The sequence below is a fragment of the Bradyrhizobium sp. LCT2 genome (assembly GCF_009931255.1).
Lineage (GTDB): Bacteria > Pseudomonadota > Alphaproteobacteria > Rhizobiales > Xanthobacteraceae > Bradyrhizobium > Bradyrhizobium diazoefficiens.
Window position 1 is genome coordinate 6,324,697 of sequence record NZ_CP034432.1, and the last position, 18,067, is coordinate 6,342,763.

At 62.0% G+C, this 18,067-nt stretch carries 16 protein-coding genes and 1 pseudogene; 1 reads left to right on the plus strand and 16 read right to left on the minus strand.

Annotation, left to right across the window (positions count from 1 at the left end; all coding sequences use genetic code 11):
- Positions 1–297: 297 nt before the first annotated feature.
- From EI171_RS30260 to EI171_RS30270, 3 genes are all read right to left on the minus strand, one after another.
- Positions 298–2,658 (minus strand): TonB-dependent siderophore receptor, encoded by a 2,361-nt coding sequence (locus tag EI171_RS30260; RefSeq protein ID WP_202633028.1) that lies wholly within the window; start codon positions 2,656–2,658, stop codon positions 298–300.
- A 719-nt stretch (positions 2,659–3,377) separates the two neighbouring features.
- The gene (locus EI171_RS30265) at positions 3,378–3,746 is read right to left on the minus strand and encodes a hypothetical protein (protein WP_011086335.1); all 369 of its coding nucleotides are present in this window, start codon (positions 3,744–3,746) and stop codon (positions 3,378–3,380) included.
- A gap of 334 nt (positions 3,747–4,080) precedes the next feature.
- A complete protein-coding gene (locus EI171_RS30270; protein ID WP_202633029.1) occupies positions 4,081–5,307 on the minus strand; it encodes an aminotransferase class III-fold pyridoxal phosphate-dependent enzyme in 1,227 nt (408 codons plus the stop codon).
- Between the two features lie 234 nt (positions 5,308–5,541).
- Here EI171_RS30270 and EI171_RS30275 point away from each other — a divergent pair, with 234 nt between their 5' ends.
- Complete coding sequence (locus tag EI171_RS30275; RefSeq protein ID WP_028171905.1) at positions 5,542–6,264, plus strand: GntR family transcriptional regulator; 723 nt, start codon at positions 5,542–5,544, stop codon at positions 6,262–6,264.
- A gap of 117 nt (positions 6,265–6,381) precedes the next feature.
- Here the strand turns inward: EI171_RS30275 and EI171_RS30280 are convergent.
- The 13 genes and pseudogenes from EI171_RS30280 to EI171_RS46830 all read right to left on the minus strand — a co-directional run bounded on the left by EI171_RS30280 (position 6,382) and on the right by EI171_RS46830 (position 18,049).
- Positions 6,382–8,077 (minus strand): annotated as a pseudogene (locus tag EI171_RS30280) (N,N-dimethylformamidase beta subunit family domain-containing protein).
- A 35-nt stretch (positions 8,078–8,112) separates the two neighbouring features.
- A complete protein-coding gene (locus EI171_RS45905; protein ID WP_246740295.1) occupies positions 8,113–9,072 on the minus strand; it encodes a N,N-dimethylformamidase beta subunit family domain-containing protein in 960 nt (319 codons plus the stop codon).
- Entirely contained in the window at positions 9,047–10,375 is a 1,329-nt protein-coding gene (locus EI171_RS45910; RefSeq protein ID WP_246740296.1) for a LamG domain-containing protein, read from the minus strand. The genes EI171_RS45905 and EI171_RS45910 overlap by 26 nt, the downstream gene beginning before the upstream one ends.
- The gene (locus EI171_RS30290) at positions 10,365–10,715 is read right to left on the minus strand and encodes a hypothetical protein (protein ID WP_011086330.1); all 351 of its coding nucleotides are present in this window, start codon (positions 10,713–10,715) and stop codon (positions 10,365–10,367) included. Before EI171_RS30290 ends, EI171_RS45910 begins: the two co-directional genes overlap by 11 nt.
- 50 nt (positions 10,716–10,765) lie before the next feature.
- Complete coding sequence (locus EI171_RS30295; protein WP_028171909.1) at positions 10,766–11,833, minus strand: extracellular solute-binding protein; 1,068 nt, start codon at positions 11,831–11,833, stop codon at positions 10,766–10,768.
- Positions 11,834–11,855: 22 nt separating this feature from the next.
- Complete coding sequence (locus EI171_RS30300) at positions 11,856–12,662, minus strand: ABC transporter permease (protein WP_011086328.1); 807 nt, start codon at positions 12,660–12,662, stop codon at positions 11,856–11,858.
- Positions 12,659–13,537, minus strand: a complete 879-nt coding sequence (locus EI171_RS30305; protein ID WP_039184197.1) for an ABC transporter permease — start codon at positions 13,535–13,537, stop codon at positions 12,659–12,661. The genes EI171_RS30300 and EI171_RS30305 overlap by 4 nt, the downstream gene beginning before the upstream one ends.
- The gene (locus tag EI171_RS30310; protein ID WP_049832416.1) at positions 13,537–14,667 is read right to left on the minus strand and encodes an ABC transporter ATP-binding protein; all 1,131 of its coding nucleotides are present in this window, start codon (positions 14,665–14,667) and stop codon (positions 13,537–13,539) included. Before EI171_RS30310 ends, EI171_RS30305 begins: the two co-directional genes overlap by 1 nt.
- A 100-nt stretch (positions 14,668–14,767) precedes the next feature.
- The gene (locus tag EI171_RS30315; RefSeq protein ID WP_161535493.1) at positions 14,768–15,556 is read right to left on the minus strand and encodes a shikimate dehydrogenase; all 789 of its coding nucleotides are present in this window, start codon (positions 15,554–15,556) and stop codon (positions 14,768–14,770) included.
- 14 nt (positions 15,557–15,570) lie between these two features.
- A complete protein-coding gene (locus EI171_RS30320; protein ID WP_011086324.1) occupies positions 15,571–16,218 on the minus strand; it encodes a class II aldolase/adducin family protein in 648 nt (215 codons plus the stop codon).
- Positions 16,215–17,498, minus strand: a complete 1,284-nt coding sequence (gene otnK, locus EI171_RS30325) for a 3-oxo-tetronate kinase (RefSeq protein ID WP_246740297.1) — start codon at positions 17,496–17,498, stop codon at positions 16,215–16,217. Before otnK ends, EI171_RS30320 begins: the two co-directional genes overlap by 4 nt.
- A 58-nt stretch (positions 17,499–17,556) precedes the next feature.
- Positions 17,557–17,934, minus strand: a complete 378-nt coding sequence (locus EI171_RS46825; RefSeq protein WP_371740281.1) for a GMC family oxidoreductase N-terminal domain-containing protein — start codon at positions 17,932–17,934, stop codon at positions 17,557–17,559.
- On the minus strand, positions 17,873–18,049 hold the full coding sequence (locus EI171_RS46830; RefSeq protein ID WP_370163106.1) for a hypothetical protein: 177 nt from the start codon (positions 18,047–18,049) through the stop codon (positions 17,873–17,875). Before EI171_RS46830 ends, EI171_RS46825 begins: the two co-directional genes overlap by 62 nt.
- Positions 18,050–18,067 lie beyond the last annotated feature (18 nt).

Here is an 18,067-nt window from a genome sequence, read left to right on the forward strand (position 1 = left end):
GCCGCCCGGATCGCCGACCTCATCGCCCGCAGGCGTTCCCGTGCCCGACTGGTAGGTCCAAGAGAACCACTGGCACCAGCGGCAGTCGCAGACGGTGCGCGACTGTTAGCCGGTGAAGACTGTCCATCACGCACAGGGCGTCCTTCGAATTTGCGCGTGGAGCTCCGCTACCCTGTCGGGATCTACCTCTTCGGTCGGGACAGAGCACGTTGGCGGAAGAAGACACACTTGCACATCGACCAGCCTGCTTTTTGTCAGCAGGATCCGAAGCGTCTCACCGCTCTGTGAGAGCAGCGATTACATGTCGACGGTCATCGACACCAGATACGTGCGCGGTGCTCCCAGGAAGAACGTTCCGAATGAGGCCACGCTGGACCAATAAGTCGTACCGGTCACGTTCTGGATGTTAGCGCGGAACACCGTCTTCCTGCCGTTGATCGCCGTCGTGTAGCGGGCGCCGAGATCGAGCCGCGTCCAATCCGGGATCGGCTGCTTGTTGTCCGCATCGACGAACTGCCGGCCTGTATAGATGACGGCGCCATTCAAGGTGAGCCCTCTCGCCCACGGGAGATCCCACTCGGCTCCGACATTGGCCTGCACGTTCGGAACGCCGATCGGCGTATTGCCCACACGTGACGTGATGGCGGACTTCGTCAGGGTACCATCCAGCAGCGAAACGCCCCCGAGGACGCGAACATCGGGCCTGAGCTCGCCGAAGACGTTGAATTCGAGCCCGCGCACCTGCGTTTCGGCAGTCGCCCCGAAGCGCCCGGCCAACGTTTCGCCGCTCGCCTTCGATATTTCGAAGGCGCTGAAGGTGGTTGCGACCCGCCCGAAATCCACCTTGACGCCGGCCTCGTACTGTTTGGCGATGTAGGGCGGGAGTATCTCGCCGCCATTGGAAACACCCGTCTGCTGCGGCGCTATATCGCCCTTGCTTAGACCTTCGATGTAGTTTGCATACAGGGAGACGTTGTCTCGGGGCCGGACGACGAGGCCGACCACGGGAGTGGTCGCGCTCTTGTCGTAGGAGTTCGCCAGCGTTCCGACATTGGAAACATAGTTGTTCGCCTCGACGCCCTGGCGCCGGACACCCAACGTCAACAGGACACGCTCGTCGAGAACGGACAAGGTGTCGGCAATCGATAGCCCTGTGAGCTGACTGTCCGAAAGCCGAGGGCGTCCTGCGATCTCGTTTGCGAACTGAGTTGGCGCGACTGTCGGACTATAGATGTTCGACGTAACCAGCGTGCCATTGGTAAGCCGCCGGTACAGTTCGTCGTGATAGACCGAGGCCTGGAAGGTGACGGCATGACGAACGAACCCGGTATCGAAGCGGGCCCGGACGCCGCCATCATATGTATGTCGATCGATGCTGAGCCCGAAGAATTGGGGCGTCGAGGTCGTGTCGCCCCTGGTGTTGGTGATCGTCGGAAGACCGAAGAATCGCTCGACATTGGTCCGCGAGCCGCCCACGTCGGCGAACAGCGTAACCTGATCGGTTACATCGTATTCGTTGCGCCACAAGACCGATTGGTCGTTGATGCGCGACCATTCCCAGGGCTGCGTCACGTTCAGCCGGCCGTCCGGCGCCTTTGGCACCGGCACGCCGGCAGCCATAAGGAACGGACGTGACGGAGCATCGAACCGATCGGTCTGGGCGATGAGGTAGAGCCAGGACCTGTACCGTTCGCCCTGATAGTCGAGGGCCAGCGACCCGACCCCGGTCGTTTCGGACTGGCGATCGATGGGCGTGTCGCCGTCGCGCAGGCTACCGCTGGCGCGTACGCCCCATTCCTTGCTGTCGCCGTAACGCCTCGCAACATCCCAGTGACCGCCAAACCGTGCAGCCGAGCCGTAATCCACGGTGAAGCGCGTCAAATCCTCTCCCGCGCGTTTAGGCACGACATTGATAACGCCGCCGACGCCGCCATTGGGCGCGATGCCCGAGAGCGCGGCTGAGGGACCCTTGAGCACTTCGATGCGCTCGACGTAATCCGTAAAGATGCGGTATGTCGGCGCGATCCCGTACAGGCCCTCGAAGGCAAATTCACCGTTATTGCCTTCGTTGACCGGGAAGCCACGGATGTAAAACGAATCGAGCACACCGCCCGTTGGATGGGAACTTCGTACGGAAGGATCGAGGATCAAGGCGTCCGCCCCCGTCGCTGCCTGCTGATCGCGAATGAATTTGTCCGTGTAACTCGTCACGTTGAACGGTGACTTCATCGTGCCGGTGTTTCCGAGCAGTCCTAGTCGCGCGCCTTGAGCGACCTGGCCGCCTGCGAAGGCGGGCACGACACCCGACCGCGACGGCTGCGACTGCGCAGCGACAGCTTCGGCTTGCAGGGCACCAGGCGCCGTGACGCGCCGTGAAGTTGATCGAACCCGAGACGCATCTCGTTTGCTCGGCGTGCGATGGATCGTCTGTTGCGTTGGAGCATCGACAGTAACGGGTGGAAGCGAGTTGGCGCCTTGCGAGGTTTGGGATTGAGCGGGCGATTCGAACCACGCCAGCAACATCACTCCACCTAGCAGTGTCGCACCAAAGCGAGCTGCCGTCCCAACCTCAACTGCACGTCGCATTTCCAGAAAGTCCCTCAACAGCAACACGTCGCCCAACGTGAACTGGCTCCACGCTCGACCTGCAACGATCATGGATCCAAGATCGGCTCGCCGCGTCCGCGCGCGGCCGACGCTTATCGCTTGTGATTCAGCTCCTCCGCAGACTCGTATTCAGATCAGTTGCCTGCGTTTATATCGGCAACGTCCGATTGCTCACTATCTGCATCGCTTCTCTAGTGAGACGCTATCGTCACCGCAACGCAAATGCGTGCGGTGCGACTTAGAATGCCTCGATCATTGACGACTCGAGCCAGTTGGCCTGCGTTTGGAAAACTTCCAAAGGCGCTTTGACGATCCCCAGCTCATTAATGCGCCTCCGATCCCACGATTTCTTTGCGCAGCATGCGCACCGATCTGGATCTCCCTGACCCGACGGACTGTTATTCGCGCGACCGAAAAGCCTGCCACCTCGGCACTTGCCTCGGAAACGAGGAATGTGATCGATGCTGGATTCGACTCCAATAGATCAAGGAAAGAAACAACCGTTGCTGCTATCGGATCACGATTGGGGCGCGATGGCGCAAAATCGAAGAAGGCATTTGAGCAATGACCTCTATAAGACCAATGTGTGTCGGAGCGTTGCGCTTTCAAGGGCTTCACGACTGTGCAAGGAGGTAGGCGAGAAGCGTGCGAATACGTCATCATGATCGCTCACGACGCGAAGAGTTTTGTTGACGCCATCCGTGATCATCCGGACGGCGTCAGGCGCGACGCCGAACCAGCCGGCGATGAGTACGGCAAAGGGTGACACGCTAGACGTTCCATCCTATGAATTTTTCGGTTGCATAGAGAGTTGATAGAATCGGAGAGTATGGAGTTCTTATGTCCGCCAGGTTGCCTACTGTCTCCGTACGAATGGCATCTGCCCTGAGGACACCAATGTCGATCAGCTTTGAGGTCGACAATGTCTGGGTCACGTCGTGAGCACTCTGCCGAAGTGATCGGTCAGAGGCGTCCTCCAGAGTCTCCTTGTCGTAGGCGCCGAAGATATCGCGCTCACCGAGCAGTAACCGGATCGCCTCCTGGAGTGCAGATTTTTCGCGTCGCTCGTCGGCCGCCGCGGTCAGCAACGCCGCCGCAAGCGCTTCGTCGACTAGGGAAATACCGGCCAGAACCCACACGAAAGCAGTAGCGGCGCTCGCTTGATGACTGCCAGCCGCGCGGAGCTACCGAGGTATCCGGTATCGAGCTCGCCAATGAACACATCCGTGCGGGACGAGAAGCTACAGAAGCCGGATCAGCATTAACGGTGCCGTCAATAAGCTTCCAAGTCTGGCCCTGACGCCATTTGGGCGCAGGTCCGATGATTCTGCACCGACCAATCTGGCTTGAAGCAGATTGATTCCGGAGCCAACGGGAGCTGATCGAACACCCGATCCGAATAGGCGAGGATGGCCTTAAAGGCCCGCATCGGCACGGCTGACTAAACCTGGAAACGGCAAGCAGAGCAAGGAATCACAGCCCTGCTACCACAGCAAAGCCATGTTCGGCGGCTTGGAGCGCCTCGGCGATGTCCGCCTCGGTGTGCGCGGCGCAGAGGAACATGTTGTGCTTGGGATGGAAGTAAACGCCTCGCGCCAACATCGCGCTGCAGAAGGCCGAACCCTTCCGGTAAGCCGGATCCTGGTCGAACAGGAGAGTCGGCATCTGCGCAGGCCCCGATTGGCGAATTGACACGCCGAACTGGCGCGAACGTGTCTCAAGGCCCTCACGCAGCATTTGCCCGAGCTGTGCAAGACGGCTCGGCACATTGTCCCTGCGCACGATCTTCAACGTCGCCACGGCGGCAGCCATCGCGACAGCGCCGGCCCAGAATGACCCGGTGACAAAGACCTGGGACGCGGCACCGCGGAGCCAATTGGCTCCGGTGACAGCCGCCAGGGCATAGCCGTTGGCGATCGCCTTGCTCCAGGCGGACAGGTCGGGGCGGACACCAAGCCCTTCCCAGCTCCCGGCAGCGTTCAGGCGCAAGCCTGCGCGGACTTCATCAATGATCAGCGCAGCCCCTCTGTCGTCGCAGATGCGGCGTGCCGCATGCGCGAACTCCACGGTGGGAAGTTCCTGGTCGAGCCCGAGATCGTGGCGGTATGCCGAGATCAGGATGCCGGCGAGATCGTCGCCGGCCGCCTTTGCCGCCACCACGAGACTCTCGACATCATTGAAAGTGAAATATGCGAGATGGGCGCGATCCTCTGCAGTCACACCGAGCAACGACGGGGAGCACCACGGCACAGCACCATGATAGGCGCCCTTGGCGACCAAAATCTTTCGCCGGCCCGTTGCTGCCCTCGCGATGGTGACGCAGGTCGTAGTCGCGTCGGTGCCGTTCTTCTGGAATTGCGTCCAGTCGGCGTGACCCACCATATCCACGACGAGCTCGGCCAGCTCGACCATGACTTCCGCCGGGCCGTTCAGACAATCCCCCTCACGGCGCTGACGCTCGGCAGCCTCCTCCACTTCGGGATGATGGTGGCCGAGCAGATTGGGTCCCCAACTGCACATGAAATCCACGTACCGGTTACCATCCACATCCCAGAGCACCCCGCCCTCGCCGCGCCGGAAGAATTGCGGATAGCCGTCCGGCAGCTTGGCCGCGTGGAGGTGCCCCCACATCCCGCCCGGCACGACCTTCTCCGCGCGTGCGCGCAGCGTGGTGTCCCTTGTTCGGTTCAATCCCGGCATGACGGCCCTCTCCAACTCTAAGATGATATATCATATATTATCAGGTGAATTGCAAGTGGCTGTCTCCCTATGCCTATGTGCAGCAACCCGACCACAAGGAGTGACCTCCTTTCGGCAGAATCGGCGCCAGCGGCTAATGATTTCGGCAAATCTGCCTGCCTATATTATATATAAAGTGGATTCGAGCAGGTGGTGGGGTTGGCACAAACGGCCAAACCCTTGCGAGGGACCGAAATGAACGACGTGGAACAGAAGCCTGGCGAGAGCGGAGTTGGTCCCGTCGCCCGCGATAGCCTGACAAGCCTTGTCTACAACAACCTGCGACAGGCGCTGATGGAGGGCCGGTTCTGGCCGGGCCACCGCTTCAAGATCCGCGAGCTCGCTGCGACGATGAACGTGTCGGAGACACCCATTCGCGAGGCATTGATGCAACTCGTGCGCGGGCGCGCCCTCGAGATGCAGGCTGGCCGTTCGATCATGGTCGCTCACATGACAGCCAAGCAGTATATCGAGCTCAGGACCGTGAGGCTGTTTCTCGAAGGCCTCGCCGCGGAGCACGCCACGACGCGCATTTCCGAAGCAGGCATCGACAAGATGGAAGCAATCCATCACGAGTTGATCAGCGCCGAAAAAGAGCGTCGGTGGTCGGACGCGGTTCGCGCCAACTGGCAATTCCATCGCGGCCTGTACGATGGATCTGGACTTCCCGAGGTGCTTGCCATTCTCGACGATATCTGGATGCGCAACGGTCCCTTGCTGAATTTTCACTATCCGCACGCGCCACCAATTTATCCGAACGAGCATCAGCACTTGTCCGTGCTCAACTATTTGCGACAACGCCGTCCCGATAAGGTGCGGGAAGCGATCCAGGCCGACATGATGGAGGGCGGCCAAAACCTCGTGCGGCTCCTGGAAAAGCATGGCGGCACCCGCAACATGACGCCTGGGGAGGATTGACCTCAGCGGCGCATCTTTCGCGCCTCCGTCACAGCGTCGATGATCGCGCGATGGGTTCAAACTCCGCGATGTCCGTTGTGCATGGCGCCGGCTGTCGTTCACGCGTGGCTTGCCCGATCACGCCCTCTTCTCTCGCAGCACAGCAGGCGTCGACGACGTGAACCGGTCGAGAATGTTTCGGGTGATCCGCTGCGTGAACGGGTCGCCGCGCTTTAGCCCCATCACCCATTCGCAGGTCGCGGCGGTCAGAACCTCGCCCTTGCCACGGGTCATGTGCACCATCATGCCAGATCCGTATTTGTAGCGGGCAAGTCCCTCCGGCGTGATTTCGCCGGTAAGACATTCCACCAGGCCCTCGTGATCGCTGCTGCGCACGTAGTAGCGAAAGCCCTCGCCTTGCGGCTCGTCCTCGGCGAGGACGGCAGGTGCCATGGCCAATATCTCGATGGTTTCGGGCTGCCCGTCGGCGGGAACGGGAAACGGAAGGCCGTTGCGGAAAGTGTAGTCGAGTCCGTCGACCTCGTAGGCAAAGATGCTGCTTGTCGCCGAAGATGTCGGCATAGTGCAGCCCGGTGCCGGCGAAGGCCCAATGTTCGGGGCGATAGACCGTAAAGCCCTTTTGGCCGTTCGGTGCAAAACCTCCCCAGGACGCATAGAGGCCGTGTGCGCCGTTCACACCCACTGTCGAGGCGCCGGGCCAACGCACGTTACGGTCTTCCCAGGCCGACGTCATGAGATGCGTCCTGCCCGTGCCGGCGATGGGATCCTTGTGGATCGCCTTGAACTTGTGGCAGACCTGCCGCTTGCCATCCTCTTCAAGTCGTATCTGCCACAGGAAGTTGGCACCGAAACGCGCGAGCCGTCCGCCGCTTTCCACATAGCGCTCGATCGCCTCACGCATCTCCCATGTCCAGTACTCGTCATGGCCGATGATCGTCACGCAAGGATAGCCGTCGAGCAATTCAGGCAGGTAGTGGAGATCGGTCTGGGTGATCATGTCGAGGGCATAGCCTTCCTTCTCCGCCCACAACACGAAATGACGATCGTACTGGGCCCAGCCAGCCGCCGCGTAATACTGGCCAAAGCCATTGGCAAAGGCCCACTCCTTCATCGGATAGCGCGGGGCATCGCCCATCTCGGGCGCAGGATCGGCGCAGATGCGGGGCGCACCTGCGGGGAGCCAGACCATGCCGCGGGTCCATGGTCGCTCGAGCGACAACACCGGCGACGGCTCGTCCCGGCCCGGACCTTCGACGCCGAAGTAGTGATTGGCACCACCGAAATCGTTGTAGGCAGTCCAGGTACCCGTCGGCAGGATCATCAGGATCTTCGCACGCCGTGTCCTTTCCAATGGGCGCACGACGAAAAAGTGATGCTGGACGAATCGGCCGCCATTCGCCCGCTCGCAGGACGAGATCACGCGATAGAACCCGGAGCGCAGATCGGACGGCAATCTCCACCGGTGCGTGACCGGCCAGTTACATCCATTGCGGTAGGCGTCAGGTGGCGTGGGCGCGAACACACCGTCCAGTGCATCGACCTCATGCACCATTTCCGGCTCAAGGCCATCGCGATAGACCTGCAACCGCCAGGTTTTCGCCGTCGCGCTGGAATGGAAGGCAACCTCCCCTCCCGGATCGTAAGACATCGCGTCGGTATAGGTGTACACCTCCGGCACTTCGGGGTCTTCGCGCGGCGCTTCGTACCAGGGCTGGCTACCCCAATGCTCGTCCGCATGCATCGGGCGCACCTTTCGCGGCGCGACGTTGATGGCTCCCAATTCCGGAGATTGGAAATGGCGCTTGTCAGTCATGGGAGATCTCTTCTGATCGAAGCCGTGTCCGTGCCCTAAGCCTGGGCGGGGATGACGAACGGCGCCGGATCAAGGAACCGTGTCACGACATTCAGGGTGATAGCGCTGATGTTGTTGTCGTAGTTGTTGTGGCCCAGCGACACGCCATAGGTGATCGAGCCAGTGGCAAATACCGCACCGCCATTGGCGGTTTCGAAGAACACCATGTCGGCGCGGACCAAGGCGTTCTGGGTGCCGTCAAGCCCGTCAACCACGGTACGAAACTCTTCCGGCGTCGGGAGCGCGCCTGCCCCCAGACCTTCGGAGGTCGCAATCCGTAACGCGTGCCGCGGCGTTCCCAGATCGAGATCGTAGCGGTCGATCTCGCTACCGACCGCACCATTGTAGCGAAAGCCGAAGTCACCGAGCTTCTCGTCGCGGTCCACGCCCTCGAAGATGAAGGCGGCGCGCGCGTCCTCGCTCTCGGCCGTGCGCAAATAGTAGCCGCAGGTGTCGTTGATCATCGCCGAAAAGCCGACGCCCACGAGCTTCTGCGGTGCAAAGCCGGAGTGCCGCCACAACGAGCCCGGCTCGCCGGTGCCGGCAAGATGAACCTCGCCCGGCTCCGACTCCCAGGTCCGCGTTCCGGCCATGCCGCGGCGGACCTCCAGCGCCGCGGGCGCGGCCGGATGAAAGCCGCAGCGCCAGTAGAACGCATTGCCTCCCATCGAGATGTGCCGCCCCCCGGCGTTTTGGTGCGCCATGATCGCGTTCATCATGCTGAAACTGTAGTATTCGGGATGGGTCGGCGTCATCACGACCCGATAAGGCGCGAGCGCCCGTGCCCCTTCGCGATCGAGCTCGACATCCGTGATCAGATCGTAGGAAATCCCTTTCTCCTCGAGCCAATCGAGGATGTGGGTGTCGTTGATCAGATTGAACCAGTAGCCCCGCGGGCGCATGTTGAGGATGGGCCGCAGCCAGGAGCTGTTAGGCGCGCCCCGATCCGTCGACATGGCAATCATAGGTCGATTGCCCGATCTCCGGGTTCTCCTGCATAAAGACGTCGTCCTGCGGCAGCCACAGGACGTGCTCCATCAGAGTCTCGAAGTGAACCTGATAGAGCCGCAATGCACTGTTGGCATAAGCCAGATAAGTCGCCACCGAAGCGACGATGACGAAATCGGCTCGCCTGGACTTCCTGCCGGGGGTCACGAAGAAAGTGACATAGCTTTCGCAGTTCGCCTCAGGGTCATTCCCGCCAGGCGTCAACCGCAGCGCATAGACGCCCGATCGCCAATCGGCCGGCACATCGAGCGCGCACGTGGTCTGCCACCCGCAATCGTAGATGTCATCGCTGTGGAAATGGATCGCCGCATATTCGCGCGGCGAGAGCCGCCAGTCATGGACGCTCCCCGACCAATGAAAGCCGGTGACGCCCCTGCGGGGCAGCTGGCGCAGGCTGCCGTGCAGACCGTTGGGCGACAGGTCCTTGACAGACAGCGTCGAGATCCCGTCCGCAAAATCCCAGAAAGCGACAAGGCCGGCCTCGGTCGCACCTGTCCGCGGCTGGCAATCGAACACGCGCAGCGCCTCCGCCTCCAGCGGACGCGAGAAGATCCGCGGCGCCTCGATCTTGCCGTCGAAATGAGACGCGTATTGCTGCTCCCCGTTCAGATGATGGGCCGCAATCAGGAACGGCAATCCCGAGTCGAGCGCAAGCGCCAGCGGCAGAGCGAATGATTTCGCGTGGGCGACCGTCGGCTGAACGCCATTCGCCGGAACGATCAACGACAGCGTTGCCGATCGCCGTACGAGATCGATCGCGACCGATACGAACGCCCAGACGCGCTGTCGCAGTTTCACGTCGAGGGTAAAACGGGCCGACGCTCCGGTTGACTGGCCGAGGACCAGAACCGGGCATCCTTCCTCATCAAGCTCGAGAGCGTAGCCGCGCCCCGAGGCCTCGCACCAATTGCCCATCACGGCCTTGGCATTGTCGGCGATGCGCGTCGGACAGACGTAGGCGCCGAAGCACCAGTGTCCCCCGGTCGGAGCGAGAGCGCCATCGTGCTCGACGATCGCGTTGGATCCCGGCCGGATTGGCTGATCGAGACAGGCGTGCTCGCCGTCGACGTTGCTCGTCATCACCTCGTATTTGAAGCCCGGACCGTTGACATCGACATCGCCGCAGCGCAACCGCAGCACCTCGACCTTCACGTTCGGCCGCTTGCTGCTCAACTGGAAGCGGACCGTCTCGCCTGCTGGAACGCTGATGCGGTCCGGATAGCCGAGATACTCGTTCGTCCTATAAATCACCCGAAACCTCCGCAGGCAGCGTCGCGCCAGTCGTTTCCTGCCAACGCAGCTTGAAAACATGCCACTCCGCTTCAGCGAGAGAGGTGAAGACGCGATCATCGACGAAAGGCATGGGATCGCCCCGCCGCTTGGGGATACACGACAGCCGCCAGGCCCTGCCCGGCTCGAGCACGATCAGGACAAGTCGCCCTTCCGGCCTGCCCCATCGCATCCGCGCCAGCAGCTTGCGGAGCTCCGGACTGTGCACACCGAGCGGGCTCGCGCGGAATTCCTCTACGAGATCGAGCCTGCTCGGATCGATGACGTAGCGCATCGCACTGGGGTCACTGGTGTGATCCATGGTCCGTCCTCATCTTGCGAACGCGAAGCCGCGGGAGACGCTGTCGCGGCTCAGCGCGTCAGCCAGGCCATCCACCGCTCGCGCAATTCGTTGCGGTGCTCGCCGATCCAGGCGAAATCGGGTTTGACCAGCTTTTCGTAGTTTTCCGGCGAGGTCGCATAGAGATTGCGCTCTTCCGGCTTCAGCAACTCGATGGCCGACTTGCTGGCAGTTGCATAGTTGACGGCCCGCATGAACGGTACGTGGGCGTCGGGGCTCGCATAGAAGAAGTCGAGATAGGCCATGGCCGCGTTGAGGTCCGGCGCGCCCTTGAGAACAGCCATATAGCCGGTGTCGCGAATGGCCTGATCCCAGGACATGGCGACCGGAGCGCCCTCTTTCACGACGGCGAGCGCGCGTCCCGAATAGCTCATGGCCAAGACCACCTCGCGGCTGCGCATGATCTGCTGCACCTGATCGCCTGTTTTCCACCAGACGGAGACATTGGGACGAATCTCGTCAAGCTTCTTGTAGGCGCGATTGAGATCGAGCGGAAAGAGCTGGTCCGCCTTGACGCCGTCGGCGAGGAGCGCGGCCACGGGCACCCACCAGTCGCTGTCGCCGGTATCAGGCAGGCCACGAGGTCCGGGGAATTGCTTCACGTCCCAGAAATCGGCCCAGGTCTTCGGTGCCTTCTCCTTGAACGCCTCGGTATTGTAGGTGATCAGCATGCCTCCGGTCGTGCGAGCGACACCGTAGGGCTGGCAGGCATCGGAGACGCCGAACTTCTGGACGCTCGGCAGCTTGGCGCAGTCGATCTTCTCGAGCATGTCGGTGCGCCCGACCAGATCTGGACCGGTTGCCGTGACGATGTCGAACTCCATCTTGCCGGTTCGTTGCATTGCCTTGGCGCGCGCCCACTGGTCGGGAACTTCGACCGCGACCGGGACGACCTCGACATTCCTGGCCTTGTTGAAGGGCTCGTAGAAGTATTTCGCCAGCGTGTTGCCCATCAGACCACCGGTCGTGGCAATCACCAGCTGATCTTCGAGCTTCTGAGCGGCAGCCGGCAACGTTACAGAAAGAGCGGAAGCCAGCGCAAGCAGTGCTGAGGTCCGCTTCCAGGTCTTCTTCGACATCGACGTTCTCCTCTTTGAGCTCTCATCCGGCGCTTGACTGAGTCTTGCTGCGGGACCGGAGTGCATGGCCTCCCAGCAAGATCGCGATGGACAGGACGATCAGCAGCGTCGCGATCGCAGGAATTATGGGTGTCAGATTCTGCTCGATGTCCTCGAACATACGACGCGGCAGCGTCTTCTGGCGTATGCCGGACAGGAAGAACGACACGACGGGTTCGTCGAAGGAGATGATGAAGGCAAACAGCGCGCCGCTCGCAAGACTCGGCAGGACCAGCGGCAGCGTCACGAAGCGAAAGGCCTGAAAGCGCGTCGCACCGCAGCTCATCGCCGCCGCTTCGAGATTGGCGTCGACGCTGCCCAGGGCCGCCGCCATCGTGAACACGACGAACGGCAGGGTCAGAACCGTATGTGCAAGCACAAAGCCGGGAACGGTTCCCGAGAGACCGATCGTCTGGAAAAACAGGTAGAGACCGACGGCGAGCGCGATATGCGGCACGATGATCGGCCCTATCAGGAGGATCTGGAACAGGGTCACGAGCCGGCTGCGACCACGGACCATGGCATAGGTGGCTGCGGTTCCGATCAGCGAAGCACAGGCTGCCGTCAGAAGCGCCACTTGCACGCTGAGCCAGGTGGCCGCACGCCACTGCCTGCTGTCGAAATACTCGGCGTACCATTTCAAGGTGAAACCGGTCGGCGGGAATGCCAGGTAGTCGTTCTGGCTGAACGACATTGGAATGACGATGACGAGCGGCACAATGATGAATGCCAGCACAGCATAAACATAGGCGCCCAGCACGAGGGAACCTCGGTCGGTCGGCGGTTTCACGAGGCGCTCCCCATCAGCCGGTCGAAACGCAACGTCTTGCTGAACACGATCGCGAGCAAGGTCACGAAGAACGTCAGCCCCCCCACCAATGCGGCGGCGAAGGGCCAGTCAAGGACCTCGCGGATCTGCTTTGACACGAGGGTCGAGATCATCATCTCCTGCGGTGAGCCGAGAAGCGCGGGCGTGATGAAGAAGCCAAGCGCCGTGAGAAACACCAGCAGCGATCCGGAAACGACGCCCGGCAGGCTCAATGGAAGAATGACTTCGAGAAAGGTCCGCAGGCGCGTCGCGCCGAGCACGGCGGCCGCCCGCGCATAGTCGTTCGGAATGCTGCGCAAGGCGCCGTAGATCGGTAGGATCATGAACGGCAGCAACACGTGAGTCATGGCGATGACCACCGCGCTCTGGGTGTAGAGCAGCTTGAACGGCTGCGAGGTCAGGCCGAGGGCCATCAGCGCCGAGTTGATCAGCCCATTGCGCTGGAACAGGAAAGACCAGGCGGCGGTGCGCACCAGTACGCTCGACCAGAGCGGCAGGATCACGCAGACCGCGACAAGGGCGGCGGGCGCCCCCTTCGTCCGGCTCATATAGTAGGCCACCGGGAAGCCGAGAACCGCGGATAGGGCTGTCACGAGCGCAGCAGTCCAGAGCGTGCGCATCAGGACGCGCGCGTGAACCGGGTTGTCGACGACGCGGGCGTAGTTGTCCAAAGTCGGATGCGGCTCCAAGAAGCTGATCAGGAGGAGCTGCGCAATCGGATAGATGAAGACGAAGGCGATGACGGCGAAGAACGGTAGCAACAGCAGCAGCGTCGACAGGCCGCTCAGCCTGCGGCCATCGGAGTACCAGAACTGCGATCGCACCTCCTTCGTCATCACCGCTTCCCTCGGTAGAGCAGGATCGCCGCCGCAGGCACGGTGAAGGACGCAACGTCTCCGGGAGCCAGGGAGCTGAGCTGCGATTCGCCCGGAATGCGCGCACGCATCTCGGTGCCATCCGGCAGGCGGCCAATCAGGAGCATGGCTGACCCCGCATAGACGATGTCGCTCAGCGTGACGTTGACGATTTGGCCTGCCGCACTCGCGCCGAGCCGTAGCCGCTCGGGCCTCACGGCCATCACCGCGGCTTCGCCGGCCTTCACTGCATCGACCGCCGCGGTCGCCGGCAGTTGCCACGTCTCACCCCATGGCAGCCCCACCGAGACAACGTCGCCGACGCTTTCGACCGTGACGTCAACGAAATTCATCTCGCCGATGAAGCCGGCGGTGAAGAGATTTGCGGGCCTCTCGTAGAGTTCGCGTGCCGGCCCGATCTGCTTGATCTTACCATCCTTCAGGACGGCGATCCGGTCGGCCATGGTCAGGGCCTCACTCTGATCGTGAGTGACGAAGATGACGGTAATGCCGAGCTCGGCATGCAGGCGCTTGATCTCGAGCTGCATGTCCTCACGCAGATTCTTGTCGAGTGCGCTGAGTGGCTCGTCCATCAACAGGACGCGCGGCTGATAGACGATGGCACGCGCGAGCGCCACGCGTTGCTGCTGGCCGCCGGAGAGCTCGTTGGGACGACGGTTGCCGTAACCGCCCAGACGCACCGTTTCGAGCGCAGCTTCGGCGCGCGCATGACGCTCGGCCTTCGGCAGTCCACGCATCTTCAGAGGAAAGGCGACGTTGTCCAAGATCGTCATGTGCGGGAACAGCGTGTAGTTCTGAAAGACCATTCCCAGGTTGCGCCTGTTCGAGGGCACATAGGTGAGGTCTTCGGAATCCACCTGGATGGTGCCGCTTGTCGGAAACTCGAACCCCGCAACGCTCATCAGGATGGTGGTCTTGCCGGAGCCGGAAGGTCCAAGCAAAGCGATGAATTCGCCGGCGGCAATATCGAGATCCACGCCATCGACGGCAAAAACCGGGCCGAAACGTTTTTCCAGACGGCTGATGCGGATGGATGCGCCTGCTGTTGCCGGTGTAGTCGATGCAGCCTTCACGAAGATCTCGTTTCCCATCTGTCCGCCTGGTACGACGCGGGAGGCAAATGCCCCTTACACTGATGCCGGGACCTCGATCCACGGCGGCTACTCTCGATATAATATTTGATATATCAGGCTATCGCGCAGTAAAGCGCGCGACAAGGGCCATTTGCGCGTCGAGCATCGGCTTGCCGCCGATGGTTCTCGCGCCCTGAGCTGCGGCCCGTTCCAGAAGCCGGGTCACCTCGGGGGTGACGATGATGTCGCTGACGGCGGTCGCGGGACCCACTCCCTCGATATCGAGCGGCAGAGGGTCATCCGTCTTCATGCCGAGCGACGTCGTATTGACGATGAGGTCGAACGCGCGTGCCTCAGCGCGCCCGGCATTGACCTTCGTCTCCGGATAGCGCCGTGACACCGCCTCGGCGAGCGCATGCGCCTTCGCTCCATCCCGATTCATGATGGTCAGCTCGCGTGCGCCGGCCTCGGCCAGGCCGAATGCGGTTGCGCGCCCCGCACCGCCTGCTCCGACCTGGAGCACTTTCCGGCCACGAACCGCAATCTGATGCTGCGCAAGGCTGGCGACAAAACCCCGCGCGTCCAGATTGTCGCCGATGAGGCGTCCGTCAGCCGTTCGCTTGACGAAATTGACGGCGCCGATGAGCGCCGCCGTCGGCGTCGTCTCATCCAGATGTTCGATCACGCCTGTCTTGTGCGGGATCGTGACACCAAAGCCGACGACATTGCGCATCAGCCTGACGCTCGCGAGAACTGCCCCCAGATCGGCCGGCAGCACATGAAGCGGCGATACCGCCACGTCGTCGTCGATGGACTGAAAATAGGTGTTCAAGACAGCGCTTGCGCGAACATGGTCGACCGGGTGCGCCAGCACGAACATGATCTTGGTCTTGCCGGTGATCTCCATGGGCCCTCCTTCGATCAGGCTGGTAAAGCAACTCGGCCGTAGCTCGCATAGCGTTCGAGCACCCGCGCCATTTCATCATCGGGAAGGATCGTCGGCGCGCCGGCCTGACAGGCGAGCAGATACTGCCTGGCAAGAGTCTCAAGCTTTACGGTGAGATCGAAAGCCGCCTGCAGGCTTGCGCCCGCGGCGATCATCCCGTGGTTGGCCAGCAGGCAGGCCTTGCGCTTCCGAAGCGCGGCGACCGCGCCTTCGGCGAGCGCTCGTGTTCCAAATGTCGCGTAGGGAACGCACGGCACGTCGTTCCCGCCAAAACCGGCGACCATGTAGTGGAACGCCGGAATTGGCTTCGCAAGACATGCCAGCGCGACACAGCAGTCGGCATGTGTATGTACGACCGCATTCACGTGCGGATAGGCCTTGAGGATGGCGAGGTGCATGTGCCATTCGCTGGACGGCAGGCCGCCGCCGAGCACGGTTCCGTCGTGCTTCAGCCGCACCAGGCGATCGGGCGTCGTGTTGCCGCTGTTGCCACCACTCGGCGTGATGAGAATGTCCTCCCCGAGGCGGCAGCTTACATTGCCGCTGCTGCCGTGATTGAACCCCTTCTTTTCAAGCGTCTCGACGATGTTTAGCAGCGATTGCCTGGTTTCGAGCTCGTTCAATTGGCATCCTCCGGATTCAGCATCGATTTCAGCGTCGTCATGAACAGGTCGACCGGCCCGAGCTTGCCGGACTTGAGGCAAAGGGCGATCGGATCCGCGTCGTCGGTCGTGGCCGTGCCGATGCCCGGGCCGCCATAGGGGCCAACCCGCAGGCTTCGAATGCCAAGGTGATCAACGATCGAACCCGAGGTCTCGCCGCCGGCGACGACGAAGCGGCGGACTCCGGCACCACGAAGAGAAACAGCGAGACGGCCGAGGATGGTCTCGGCAAGTTGCGCAGCACCTTCGCGCCCATATCGCTCCTGGACCATTTTGACGACTTCGGGAGACTCCGAGGTTGAGATGGCGATAGGCCCGTCCTTCAGCCGCGGTCGCGCCCAGTCGAGCGCCACCCCGACTGCTGACCCGACATCGTCGGCCGCCAGGAGATTCATCCGAAGCACTGGGCGGTGTCGTTCGAATTCGGCGAGTTGCTCGAGCGTGCGTTCCGCGCAACTGCCGGCAAGAACCACCCCGCTGCCATCCACTGCGGGCAAGCGCGCCCGGTTGCTCGTTGGGGCGACGAGCCCCTGCGCCTTCCAGATCGCAGGGTAGTGCTGAACGATCGTTGCGTTGCCCGTCATCAACTTCCAGTCGGAAGTCAGCTCGGCGAGCACATCGAGATCGCGATCATAGATCGCATCCGTAATGAAGTAGCGAACACCCTGCCCGGTCGCGGACGCGATAGCCTGCTCCAAATGTGCAGGGCCGGCACTGACCAAAGGATGGGCAAGAAGGCCAACCCTGGTTGGCGTCTGCCTCTGCAACACGCGAACGAGATCGGGATCCGTCATCGGCGTCAGCGGATCGTTGCGCTTCGGCGAGTCCGAGATCAGCTCGGTCCCGAGAAAGAGATGGCCGTTGTAGACGGTGCGACGAAGCGAGGGAGAGGCGGGGCAAAACGCAGTGTGGTCCGCGCCCGTGAGCTGCATCAGCATGTCCGCCACGGGACCGATATTGCCGCGGTCGGTGGAATCGAATGTCGCACAATACTTGAAGAAGATCTGACGCGCGCCACGCGCGAGCAAAGCCCGCGCCGCCTTCCCGCTCCTGGCAACAGCTTCGTCAGCCGGGATGACGCGCGTTTTTTGCGCAACCACGATGGCGGGGATGTCGCCGATCGTCGCAACAAGTTCGGGGTCGGTGACAAACGCGCAGTCGATACCGGCAGCGATGAGCATGGCGGCGGTCTCCATACCGCCGGTTAGATCGTCCGCCACCACCCCAAAAACTGGTTTCATGATGCCCTTACACGATTTCACGCCACCGCCTCAGCTTTGATACATGATATATCAAATATTACAATAGAGCTTGGCGCCGCGATATTGGTCCGAGCGGACGCTCGGCGTTCCTTCGTCCGGCATTCGACCGGTGGGAAGATACCGTCTTCGAATTAGCCGTTCTGGTCCTCTCGGAACGGCGGCCCGTCGCCGACAACGCCTCGCCGACGGCGCGGCCAAACGGCGGCATCGCCTCGTGCGCGATGCGGCGGACCGGGATCGGGCCGCTTCGGCCGTGCAACGGGCCGTCGAAATCCAGATCGGTCTCGAGCTTGAGAAAATACGGCAGCACGTCCGCCCAGCCCCAGCCTCGCGCTCCGAGATCGCGCCATTCGTCATAGTCGCGCGGCAAGCCACGATTGGCCGACTGCACATTGATACTGGAGCCGCCGCCCATCACCGGCCCTGCTCATAGACACGGGCGACCGGCTTGCTCCCGGCGGCATGTCCATTCCGGCTTCGATCAGGAGAACGCGGCGGTGCCCATCGGCGGAAAGCCGGTTAGCGAGCACGCAGCCCGCCGCCCCGCC